Below are 11,253 nucleotides of genomic sequence, written 5' to 3'. Positions count from 1 at the left end.
CGAGGCGCGCAGCGCCGAGTCGAAACGCGCGCCCGGCTCAGCCGGCGTCGGGAGAGCCCGCTCGATCGCGAGACCCGCGGAAGTGCGCGATCTTGTCGTCCATGACCGCGATCGCGCGGGAGAGCACGCGACGGCGCTCCTCGAGGGCCCCGCGGCGCTCCTCGAGGAAGGCCACCGGGTCGACCGAGGCGTGGGGGCCGTGGAGGAGATCGGCGAACGTGCGCAGATCGTCGATGCCGAGCCCGGCATCCTTCATGCACGTGACGACCCCGATCCAGGCGAGATCGTTGTCGCTGAACACCCGATGGTTGCGGCGATCGCGCGTGAGCGGGCCGATGATCCCCTCGTCCTCGTAGTAGCGGAGGGTGTCGGCCGAGAGGCCGCTCGCCGCGACGGCCTCGCCCATCGTGAGCATCGTGGTCATTGCGCATCCCTTCCGTCGAGCACGGCGCGCGCCTCGGCATCCAGCTGCAGTGCGAGCGCGTCCATCGCCTCATCCAACTGTGCGATGTCGGACACGCCGACGACGGGCGTGACGGCCGGCGTGCCGCCGATCAGCCACGCGAGCACCACCTGGCTGCGCGTGGCGTCCAGGCGCCGGGCGACGCGGTCCAGCGCGGCCAGGCGCCGGTCGGTGTCGGGATGCCGGTAGGCGTGCGGCAGCCGGTCGGTGCGCGCGTACGCCCCCGACAGGAGCGTCGTGTAGGCCCACATGCCGAGTCCCTCGGAGGCGACGTAGTCGAGGGACTCGGGGGTCGCGACCACGTGGCCCGGCGGCAGCGGTGCGAACGGCATCGGCTGGAGGTAGCTGTGCCGCAGTTGGAGGGCATCGTAGGAGGCCAGTCCGCGCGTGCGGGCGAGGGAGCGCGCGCGTTCGACGCGCCAGGTCGCGTGGTTCGACGCGCCGAGTCGACGCACGCGGCCGTCGGCGACGAGCGACCCGAGCGCCTCGACCTGCTCCTCGAGGGGAACCGCGCGGTCTTCGATGTGCGCCCAGAGCAGGTCGATGACGTCCACGCCGAGACGGGCCATCGACGGCGCGACCGCCTCCTCGACGGCGCGCGGGCCGAGACCCTCCATCGGGGCTGCCCACGTGCCGGGCACCGTCGGGTTCGCGCCGATCTTGGTCGAGATCGCCACCTCGTCGCGTATGCCCGGATGCCGGCGGAGCCAGTCGCCGATGACGGTCTCGCTCGCGCCGCCTGTGCCGCTCGGCGACTCCCAGAACGCGTAGTTGTCGGCGGTGTCGAGCCAGCGCCCGCCGCGTGCCACGTAGTGATCGAGCAGCGCATACGAGCATTCGGCATCCTGTCGCGTGCCGAACCAGATCGTGCCCAGAGCCAGTTCCTTGCGATGAGTGGTGTCCATGGCCTCACAGCCCACCACCTGGAGCGCGCTCCAGGTCAAAACCGGGATCGGTACTCAGTCTTGCGGAGTACCGGTACTCATGCTTACTATGTACCGGTACTCGTTGTTGATGAGTACCGACTGAGGAGGATCCATGGGACGCCAATCCACCGAGATGCTCAAGGGCGTGCTCGAGGGCATCGTGCTGGCGATTCTCGGCCGCCGTCCGGCGTACGGCTACGAGATCACCGCCTGGCTGCGCGAGCAGGGGTTCGCGGAGATCGCCGAGGGGACGGTGTACGCGCTCCTCGTGCGCATCGAGCAACGCGGTCTCGTCGACGTCGAGAAGGTGCCGTCGGAGAAGGGTCCACCCCGCAAGGTCTACACGCTGAACGCGCAGGGGGCGGACCAGCTCGAAGAGTTCTGGGGAACGTGGAGCTTCCTCGCCGACCGACTCGATCAGCTCCACGCCGAAGACGACCAGAAGGAGAACTGAGATGTCGTGGATCGAGAAGCTCACCGGATCGCTCGAGCAGAAGAAGCAGTACAAGAACGCCGTCGCACGGATGGATGCCTTGCCCGCGCCGTACCGCGACGCGGCGAAGGCCTATCAGCGGTACTTCATGTACTCCGCGGGATTCCTCGACGGCGACACGCTCGTGACCCTGTTCGCGGACTTCGTCGACCTCTGGGAGCGCGCCGCGGCCGACGCCACCCCGCTGCGCGACATCGTCGGCGCGGATCCCGTCGAGTTCGGCGAGGACTTCGTCCGCGCGTACTCGGGCCGGCAGTGGATCGACAAGGAGCGCGCGCGGCTGATCGAGGCGATCGAGCGGGCCGAACGGGAACGCTCATGAACGCCGCCACCACGCCGGCCGCCGCCGCGCCCGCGATCCGGGTCGCCGGCATCGAGAAGTCGTTCGGAGACCTGGAGGTGCTCCGCGGCGTCGACCTCGAGGTGCCGCGGGGCATCATCGTGGCCCTGCTGGGCTCGAACGGGGCCGGCAAGACGACCCTCGTGCGGATCCTGGCGACGCTGCTGCGACCCGATCGCGGGCTCGCGACGGTCGACGGGCACGATGTGGTCACCGACGGGGATGCCGCGCGGCGCGCCATCAGCCTGACCGGCCAGTTCGCCGCCGTCGACGAGGTGCTGACGGGGCGGGAGAACCTCCTGCTCGTCGCCCGGCTGCGGCACGTGGCTGCACCGGTCGACGTCGTCGACGCTCTGCTCGCGCGGTTCTCGCTGACGGATGCCGCGTCGCGCCCGGCCGGCACGTACTCCGGCGGCATGCGGCGTCGACTCGACATCGCGATGAGCCTCGTCGGAGATCCGTCCGTCGTCTTCCTCGACGAGCCGACGACGGGCCTCGACCCCCAGGCGCGCGCGGAGGTGTGGAGCACCGTCCGTGCGCTCGCCGACGGCGGGACGACCGTGCTGCTGACGACCCAGTATCTCGACGAGGCCGAGCAGCTGGCCGACCGCATCGCCATCCTGCATCGCGGCCGCATCCTGGTCGAGGGCACGCTCGCGGAGCTGAAGCGCCTGCTGCCCCCGGCGACGGTGGAGTACGTCGAGAAGCAGCCCACGCTCGAGGAGATCTTCCTCGCCCTCACCGGCGCGGCCGATCCCGAGACCGACACCGACACCGAGCCCCGCACCGACACCGACACCGAGAGGCGCGCATCATGAGCACCGCACTCCTGGACACCCGCATCCTCACCGGGCGCTCGCTGCGCCACATCCTGCGCAGCCCCGACACGATCATCACGACGGCCGTGACGCCCGTCGCACTCCTGCTGCTGTTCGTCTACGTGTTCGGCGGGGCCATCGACACCGGGTCGGGTCCGTACATCGACTACATGCTCCCCGGCATCCTGCTCATCACGATCGCCTCGGGCATCGCGTACACCGCGTACCGTCTCTTCCTCGATCTGCAGGGCGGCATCCTCGAGCGGTTCCAGTCCATGCCGATCGCCCGGTCGAGTGTGCTGTGGGCGCACGTGCTCACGTCGTTGGCGGCGAACACCGCCTCGCTGGTCATCGTGGTCGCCGTCGCGCTGGCCATGGGCTTTCGCACGGGGGCCGGCGTGCTCGGCTGGCTCGCGGTGATCGGCATCCTGCTGCTGTTCACGACGGCGCTTACCTGGGTGGCGGTGATCGCGGGGTTGACGGCCAAGACCGTGGATGGCGCGAGCGCCTTCAGCTATCCGCTGATCTTCCTCCCGTTCCTCAGCTCCGCCTTCGTGCCCACCGACTCCATGCCGGCTCCGGTCGCCTGGTTCGCGGAGAACCAACCGGTGACGCCGATCGTCGAGACGATCCGTGCCCTGTTCGCGGGCGCGCCGGTCTCGGGTCAGATCTGGGTGGCCCTGGGCTGGGTGCTCGGCATCCTCGTCGCGGCCTTCGTCGCCGCCTCGGCGATCTACCGCCGCCGGACGACCTGACGCGAGGCGCCGTCGCGCGGGAGGCCCACCCGGCCGTGTACTTTAGGTAAGGCAATCCTTATCCGAAGTCGGCTCCGGCCGTCGTCCCGTCAGGAGCTCCCGTGCGCCCTGCCCCGTCTGCGCGTTCCGTCGCGATCGCCCTGCTCGCGATCGTCGCGGCGGTCTCTCCCGCCGCCCCCGCCGCTGCGACGGGAGAGACCGATCCCGCCGACTGCACGGTGACGGCCGCGTCGCTGACCTGGGGGTTCAAGGAGTCGTTCCGCTCCTACATCTCCGGCTCGATCGCCCGCGGTGGGTGGGAGACGGTCGATGGCGCGACGTACACCACGCCGGCCTTCCACTGGTCCGCCGGCACCGGCACCGTCGCCCCGGACGGCACCGTCGGCGCGGTCTCCTTCCCCGGCGGCATCCGGTTCACGGGGCACGACGGGCTGCTCGACACGACCGTCGCCCACCCCACGCTCGCGCTGTCGGCGGGTGGGGCCCGACTGCTCCTCGACGTCGCGGGCGTCTCGATGGAGAACGCGATGGCCGGCGACGGCACCGTCGACACGGTCACCCAGACGCCGTTCGTCACGGTCGACGCGGCCGCCATCGAGTACGTGCGCGCCGGCGACGTCGTCACGTTCTCCGCGACGGATGCCGCGACAGCCGTGACGGAGGAGGGCTTCGCCGCCTTCGGCAGCTATCCGGCCGGAACGGCGTTCGACCCGCTCACGTTCTCGGTCACGGCGCAGTGCCCGGCATCCACCCCGACCGCCGGGGTCGCGCTCGCCGCCCCCGCGGAATCCGGGACGGACGACGCCGCACTCGCCGCGAGCCCTGAGTCCTCGGCGCCGGTCGGGGCGATCGCCGGGGCGGCCGCCGCCGTCGTCGCGGTCGCGGCGGCCGCGCTGCTCCTCGTCCGCCGGCGCCGGAACCGCGCCGGCGCGGAAGGGGAGGGCTCGTGATCCTCCGCCGCGTCGCGGCGACGGCGCTGAGCCTCGTCGTCGTGCTCCTGGCCGGCTGCTCCGCCGCGGCGGCGCCCGCCGAGCCCACGGCATCCGCTCCGCGCGTCGCGTTGTCGGAGGTCAGCCCGCTCGCCGACCCCAAGGCGTACGTCGGCCCCTCGACCGCGACGCTCGACGACGCCGCGATCGAGCCCGTCCTCGCCGCGCCGTCGTCGCAGCTGCCGGTCACCGTGACCTCCCACGACCTGTCGGGCGATGTGGAGGTCACCGTCACCGACGCCTCGCGTGTCATCGCCATGGACCTCTCCGGTTCCCTCGCGGCGACCGTCGCGGGGCTCGGCTTCGCCGACCGGCTGGTCGGCCGCGACATCTCGACCACCTTCGCGGGCGTGAGCGACCTGCCCGTGATCACCTCCGGCGGCCACTCCGTCAACGCCGAGGCGATCATCGGGCTCGCGCCGACGCTCGTCATCACGGACGGGAGCATCGGTCCGGCCGACGTCGTCCAGCAGCTGCGCGACGTCGGCATCACGGTGGTGTTCGTCGAGCGCTCGTCCTCGTTCGCGGGCGCCGCCGCGCAGGCGCGCGCCGTCGCCGCGATCTTCGGTGCCGCCGACGCCGGAGACCTGCTGGTCGGCCGCATCGAGGGCGAGCTGCAGACCGTCACCGCGCAGATCTCCCGGATCGCGCCCGCCGCCGAGTCCGACCGGCTGCGCATGGTCTTCCTCTATCTGCGCGGGACGTCGGGCATCTACTACCTGTTCGGCAGCGAGTCCGGCGCCGACGACCTCATCGGCGCCCTCGGCGGCATCGACGTCGCCGGTCAGCTGGGCTGGCGCGGCATGCAGCCGATGACCGACGAGGCGATGGTCGCCGCCGACCCCGACCTGATCCTCGTCATGACCGCCGGCATCGCGTCGGTCGGCGGCATCGACGGGCTGCTCGCCGAGAAGCCCGCGATCGCGCTCACCTCCGCGGGTCAGCACCGACGCTTCGTCGACATGGCGGACGGGCAGATCCTCTCGTTCGGCCCGCGGTCGGCGGAGGTGCTGGATGCGCTCGCGCGGGCGGTCTATGCGCCCGACGGCGCGTCGGATGCCGCGTCGCCGGCCGTGCCGGCGGAGCAGGGCCCGTGACCTCCGTCGCCCCCGCCCCCTCGCCGGGTCCGTCGCGCGGCGCGGCGACGCGGGTGCCGCCGCGTCCGCGCCGTCGGGGCCGTGCGGCCGCCGTCTTCGCGGTGACGGCGGCCCTGCTCCTGGTCGGGGTCATCCTCTCGGCGGGCATCGGTCAGTTGCCGATCGGCCCGGCCGAGGTCGTCGGCTCCCTGCTGCGCTCCCTCGGCATCCCGAACGCCTGGGCGCCGTCGGCGCCGTTGATCGAGCAGACGCTGTGGCAGATCCGCTTCCCCCGCGTGGTCATGTCGGTGCTGGTGGGGGCGTTGCTGGCGCTCGCCGGCGCCGTCATGCAGGCCATCTTCGCCAACCCCCTGGCCGAGCCCGGTGTCGTCGGGGTGTCGTCCGGCGCCGCCGTCGGGGCCGCCGCCGCGATCACCCTCGGCCTCACCTCCCTCGGCGGCTGGACGACTGCCGTGTTCGCCTTCGTCGGAGGGCTGGCGGCGACCCTCGTCGTGTACGCGACGGCCCGGTCGCAGGGCCGCACCGAATCGGTCACGCTGATCCTCACCGGCATCGCGGTCAACGCCTTCACGGGAGCCGCGCTCGCCGTGCTGATGTTCGCGGGCGACACGGCGTCTCGCGAGCAGATCGTGTTCTGGCAGCTGGGCTCGATGAACGGCTCCCGGTGGACCGAGGTGGGGCTCGTCGCCCTGGTCGGGCTGGCCGCGGCATCCGCCACGGTCGGTCTCGCGCGCCGGCTCGACCTGCTGGCCCTCGGCGACCGCACGGCGGCGCACCTGGGGGTGCGGGTCGAACGGCTGCGCGTGATCGCGATCGTGCTGGTCGCCCTGCTCACGGGCGTCGCCGTGGCCTTCGTGGGCATCATCGCGTTCGTGGGGCTGGTGGTGCCGCACGTGATGCGGATGCTGCTGGGCCCCTCGAACCGCACGCTGCTTCCCGCCTCGCTGCTCGGCGGGGCGGTCGTGCTCGTCTCTGCCGACCTCCTCGCCCGCACGGTGATCCCGTCGGCGGACCTTCCCATCGGCGTGCTGACCTCACTGGTCGGCGGACCGTTCTTCTACGTGCTCATCCGCCGCACCCGTCGCCGTGCCGGAGGCTGGGCGTGAGCGGGCTCGCCTATGCGCTCCGCGACGTGTCCTACCGGGTCGGCTCGCCCGGGGGAGGCGCCGAGATCCTCGCGGGCGTCACCCTCGACATCGCGTACGGGCGGGTTCTGGCCCTCGTCGGTCCCAACGGTGCGGGGAAGTCGACTCTCCTGAGCGTGCTGACCGGGGATGCGGCGCCCTCCGCCGGCACGGTGGAGCTCGACGGGCGTCCGCTCGCCCAGTGGCGCGCGCGGGAGCTCGCACGCGCCCGGTCGGTCCTCCTGCAGTCGCATCGGGTCGCGTTCTCGTTCACGGCGGCCGACGTCGTGGAGATGGGTCGAGCGCCCTGGATCAACACGGCGCGGGCCGACGACGACGATCGCCTCATCGCCGAGGCGCTGAGGCGGGCGGACGTGTCCCACCTGCGCGAGCGGGAGTTCCCGTCGTTGTCGGGCGGCGAGAAGGCGCGGGTGTCGCTGGCCCGCGTGCTGGCGCAGGACACGCCCATCGTGCTGCTCGACGAGCCCACGGCCGCCCTCGACCTCCGCCACCAGGAGGACGTGCTGCGGATCGCCCGGGAGCTGGCGGCGGAGGGGCGCGCGGTGGTCGTGGTGCTCCACGACCTGTCGCTCGCCGGCGCCTACGCCGACGAGATCGCGGTCATCGATCGCGGCCGACTCGTTGCGCACGGCGAGCCCGCGGAGGTCTTGGTGGAGGAGCGGATCGCCGAGGTCTACGGCATCCCCGTGCGCGTGCTGGCCGACCCCGACACGGGCCGGCCGATCATCCTCCCCCGGCGCGGTTCATACCGGTGAATGGAATGAATAAGGATAGGCTAAGCTAACTCCAAGCTGGACGTTTGCCCTACGTCATCCGCTTCCTTTCGCCACACTCCTGGAGGTTCTCCCGTGCACAGAACAAGGAGGCCGTCGCTGAGACGCGCCCTCGCGAGCGGGCTGGCCGCCGTGCTCGTCGCCGCCGGTGCGCTCGTCGGCGTCGCCGCGCCCGCGCAGGCCGCATCCGATCCCGCGCTGACGGCGACCGTCGGCGTCACCCCCGGCGTCGGCATCGACATCGCGGTCGCGGGCACCGGGTTCCAGAACGTGCAGGCGCTGCCGGGTCAGACGGCACCGCACGTCTACCTCGCGCTGGTGACGCGCGACGGCTACGACGTCGACCAGGCCAGCACTCCGAACACGGATGCCGTCGTGGATGCGGGCGGAAACGTGGCCGGAACCCTCACGCAGACCGCCGCGAAGCTGGATCGCGCGACGGCGTACGACGTGATCGCGTGGCCGTCGCGCTCGTTCCCGTCGGCGTCGAACCTGCTCGCGCGCACCGCGGTCACCATCGACTGGGAGGCGCTGTTCCCGCCCACCGCGACCACGACGACCCTCACCGTGTCGCCGAGCGGGTCCGCCGTGTCGGGCACGAGCGTGGCACTGACCGCAACCGTCACGCCCGCGGCATCCGGCGCCGTGGAGTTCTTCGACGGCTCCGTGTCGCTGGGCTCCGTCGCCGTCGCGGCCGGCTCGGCGCAGGTGAGCACCTCGGCGCTGAGCGTCGGCGGGCACTCGCTGACGGCCGTGTTCACCCCGGCCGATGCCGCCACCAGCGGCTCGACGTCGGATGCCGTCGCCTACGACATCACCGCGGTCGTCGAGCCCGAGAAGCCGACGCCCGCCGTCTCGGTGTTCCTCGCCGACGGCGTCACCGCGTACACGGGTCAGGCGCTGTACGACGGCGACACCGTCGTCGTGAAGGGCCGTGGTTTCGTGCCGGACGCGCCGGCGACCGACGGAACGCGTCCGCCTCTCGCGGGCGCCTTCGGCGGCGCGTACGTGGGCTTCGGCTTCTCCGCCGGCGACGCCTGGACCTCGGCCGGCCGCAGCACCGAGTACACCCGGTGGGCGGTGTCGGAGGGTGATGTCGCCAAGATCGGCGGCGCGGCGGCGGGTGCCGTCGCCATCGCGGCGGACGGCACCTTCGCCACGACGCTGAGCGTCGTGCGCAGCGCGACGGCGCCCGACGGTGCCCGCTTCGGCGTGCGCACGTGGGCCGCCGGCGGCGCGGTCTACGCGCCCTTCTCGACGTTCACCGTCGTCGACGCGGCCGGCTCCGTGCCGGAGCCCGCCCCGACCCCGACCGTCACCGTGTCGAAGACGGCGGATCTCGACCCGAGCGGCGAGACGGTGACGGTCACCGGCACCGGCTTCCTCCCCCATTCGCCCGACACTGACGGCACCCGGCCGCCGCTGCAGGGCTCGTTCACCGGGGCCTACGTCGTGTTCGGCTCCTTCGCCGCCGACTGGCGACCGAGCACCGGCGCGACCTCCTCCGCGCGCAAGGGCTTCGACACGAAGTGGGGCCTGCTCGCCGCCGACGTTTCGAAGGTCGGGGGCGCCGCCGCAGGTGCGATCGAGATCGCCGCCGACGGCAGCTTCTCGACCACGCTGCACGTCTCGAAGGCCGACGGCGCGCTCGCGAACGGCACGTGGGGCGTGTACACCTACGCGGCCGGCGGTGCGACGTACGCGCCGTTCGAGACCGCCACGCCGATCTCGTTCGCGGCCGAGGTGCCCCCGGCCGATGGCCCGAAGGTCACCGTGACCCCGGCATCCGAACTGGACCCCGCCGTCGAGAACGTCCTGACCGTCTCGGGCACCGGCTTCACCGGACCCGGCGCGGCGAACGGCGTGTACGTGCTGTTCGGCGAGAGTTCGCTGTGGTCGGGGCAGTCCGCGCTCCCCGCCGGCGGGTGGATCGCGCAGGCCTGGGTCCCGACGATCCTCGACGGCGCGTTCACCACGACGCTGACGATCCCGGCCGGCACCCTCGAGCCGGGCACGAGCTACCAGGTCGCGACGTCCGCGGCGCACGGGCTGTCGCTGACGGACCGCAGCCTCGACACCTTCACGGCGGTCACGGTGGCGACGCCGACCACCACGACGCCCACCGTGTTCCTGAGCGCACCCAGCGTCGTCCAGGGCGGATCGCTCACGGTGCGCGGCAGCGGCTTCCCCGCGGGGGTCGCCGTCACCGTCGAGGTGCACTCCGACGTGGTCACCCTGGGCACCACGACCGTCGGCGACGGCGGCCTCTTCTCGGTCACCGGCGTCATCCCGGCGACCCTGCCCGCGGGCGCGCACACGGTCGTCGTCCGTGCGGGCGACATCACCGTGGAGCAGCCGATCACGGTCGAGGCCGCATCGGCATCCCCCGCGCCCGAGGCGGTCACCGCACCGGTCGCGGTCTGCACGGCGCGGGCGGTCGACGGGGCCTCCCTCACGTGGGGTGTGAAGCAGAGCTTCGTGTCGTACGTGAACGGCCCGATCGCGAAGGGCTCCGCGTCGATCGCGTGGCGCAGCGGATCGGGGGCGTTCAACACCGAGGAGGGCATCGGCCGGGTGTCCTTCGGCGGAGCGGCGAGCTTCACCGGACACGGGGGCCTGCTCGACCTGACGATCTCCAACCCCGTGATCCAGGTCACCGGCGCGCGCACTGCGACCCTCAGCACCTACGTGCAGTCGAAGGGATACGGCGGCAGCCCGTCGGTCGACGGCCGCGTCGTGCTCGCGAACCTGACGCTCCCGGCGGCGACGACCCGCGGCGGCGCGATCGCGTGGACGGATGCCGCGGCCACCCTGACGGCGGCCGGTGCGGAGGCCTTCGGCGGCTTCTACGCGGCGGGAGAGAGCCTCGATCCGGTGTCGTTCTCCTTCCCGCTGGGCGCGGAGGTGCCGTGCGACACGGCGACGTCGGGAGCCCTCGCGGCCACGGGCGGAACGATGCCGGGCGGAACCGTCTGGGTGGGGCTCGGAATGCTCCTGCTCGGTGCGGGCCTGGTGGCGATCCGCCGCAGGACGATGGCCGACCGCACGGTCTGAGCCCTCGACCCCGCAGCGCCCCGCCTGGCTTCGGCGGGGCGCTGCGGCGCTTCGGCGCGGCGCTGGCGGTCTTGCGCGGCGCCCCCGGTCGTTGAGCGAGGCGCGCAGCGCCGAGTCGAAACGCCCCGCGCCCGCCGCCTCAACTGCAAGGCGCGGTGTCCGACGCGCCGTCTCCGCAGGGGGATGCGGCGGCGTGTCGCCCCGCATCCCTTGCATTTCGGCCCGCGGGCACAGGCGGGGGGCACAGGCATGCCGCACTCCGGTCGTTGAGCGAGGCGCGCAGCGCCGAGTCGAAACGCCCGCGCGCGTATGCCCCGAACTGCAAGGCGCGGTGTCCGACACGCGGTCTCCGCAGGGGGATGCTGCGGCGTGTCGCCCGGCATCCCTTGCAGTTCGGCCC

The 11,253-nt window shown here is 72.6% G+C and carries 11 protein-coding genes; 9 read left to right on the top strand and 2 right to left on the bottom strand.

The window, feature by feature from the left end; genetic code table 11:
* Nucleotides 1-37: 37 nt before the first annotated feature.
* Nucleotides 38-424, bottom strand: coding sequence for a MerR family transcriptional regulator (locus MHO01S_RS15715; RefSeq protein WP_060959094.1), 387 nt, complete (start codon nucleotides 422-424; stop codon nucleotides 38-40).
* Entirely contained in the window at nucleotides 421-1,368 is a 948-nt protein-coding gene (locus MHO01S_RS15710) for an aldo/keto reductase (RefSeq protein WP_060959095.1), read from the bottom strand. The genes MHO01S_RS15715 and MHO01S_RS15710 overlap by 4 nt, the downstream gene beginning before the upstream one ends.
* A gap of 133 nt (nucleotides 1,369-1,501) precedes the next feature.
* Here MHO01S_RS15710 and MHO01S_RS15705 point away from each other — a divergent pair, with 133 nt between their 5' ends.
* The 9 genes from MHO01S_RS15705 (at nucleotide 1,502) to MHO01S_RS15665 (ending at nucleotide 10,853) form a co-directional block, all read left to right on the top strand.
* Nucleotides 1,502-1,843 carry a PadR family transcriptional regulator gene (locus MHO01S_RS15705; RefSeq protein WP_060959096.1) on the top strand — a complete coding sequence of 114 codons (342 nt, stop codon included), beginning with the start codon at nucleotides 1,502-1,504 and terminating at the stop codon, nucleotides 1,841-1,843.
* A gap of 1 nt (nucleotide 1,844) precedes the next feature.
* Nucleotides 1,845-2,204, top strand: a complete 360-nt coding sequence (locus MHO01S_RS15700) for a DUF1048 domain-containing protein (protein ID WP_060959097.1) — start codon at nucleotides 1,845-1,847, stop codon at nucleotides 2,202-2,204.
* Nucleotides 2,201-3,040, top strand: coding sequence for an ABC transporter ATP-binding protein (locus tag MHO01S_RS15695; protein WP_060959098.1), 840 nt, complete (start codon nucleotides 2,201-2,203; stop codon nucleotides 3,038-3,040). Before MHO01S_RS15700 ends, MHO01S_RS15695 begins: the two co-directional genes overlap by 4 nt.
* Nucleotides 3,037-3,795 carry an ABC transporter permease gene (locus MHO01S_RS15690; RefSeq protein WP_082734107.1) on the top strand — a complete coding sequence of 253 codons (759 nt, stop codon included), beginning with the start codon at nucleotides 3,037-3,039 and terminating at the stop codon, nucleotides 3,793-3,795. The genes MHO01S_RS15695 and MHO01S_RS15690 overlap by 4 nt, the downstream gene beginning before the upstream one ends.
* A 101-nt stretch (nucleotides 3,796-3,896) precedes the next feature.
* A complete protein-coding gene (locus MHO01S_RS15685) occupies nucleotides 3,897-4,745 on the top strand; it encodes an HtaA domain-containing protein (RefSeq protein ID WP_060959099.1) in 849 nt (282 codons plus the stop codon).
* Nucleotides 4,742-5,881, top strand: a complete 1,140-nt coding sequence (locus MHO01S_RS15680) for a heme/hemin ABC transporter substrate-binding protein (RefSeq protein ID WP_307132433.1) — start codon at nucleotides 4,742-4,744, stop codon at nucleotides 5,879-5,881. Before MHO01S_RS15685 ends, MHO01S_RS15680 begins: the two co-directional genes overlap by 4 nt.
* A 53-nt stretch (nucleotides 5,882-5,934) precedes the next feature.
* On the top strand, nucleotides 5,935-6,987 hold the full coding sequence (locus MHO01S_RS16825) for a FecCD family ABC transporter permease (RefSeq protein ID WP_061782574.1): 1,053 nt from the start codon (nucleotides 5,935-5,937) through the stop codon (nucleotides 6,985-6,987).
* Nucleotides 6,984-7,781, top strand: a complete 798-nt coding sequence (locus MHO01S_RS16820) for a heme ABC transporter ATP-binding protein (protein WP_060959100.1) — start codon at nucleotides 6,984-6,986, stop codon at nucleotides 7,779-7,781. Before MHO01S_RS16825 ends, MHO01S_RS16820 begins: the two co-directional genes overlap by 4 nt.
* Nucleotides 7,782-7,874: 93 nt before the next feature.
* A complete protein-coding gene (locus tag MHO01S_RS15665; RefSeq protein ID WP_082808102.1) occupies nucleotides 7,875-10,853 on the top strand; it encodes an HtaA domain-containing protein in 2,979 nt (992 codons plus the stop codon).
* Nucleotides 10,854-11,253: the final 400 nt, after the last annotated feature.

The organism is Microbacterium hominis NBRC 15708 (assembly GCF_001592125.1).
Classification (GTDB): Bacteria; Actinomycetota; Actinomycetes; order Actinomycetales; family Microbacteriaceae; genus Microbacterium; species Microbacterium hominis.
The sequence above is the reverse complement of the archived record's forward strand: the minus strand, read 5'-3'. Positions and strand labels throughout refer to the sequence as shown.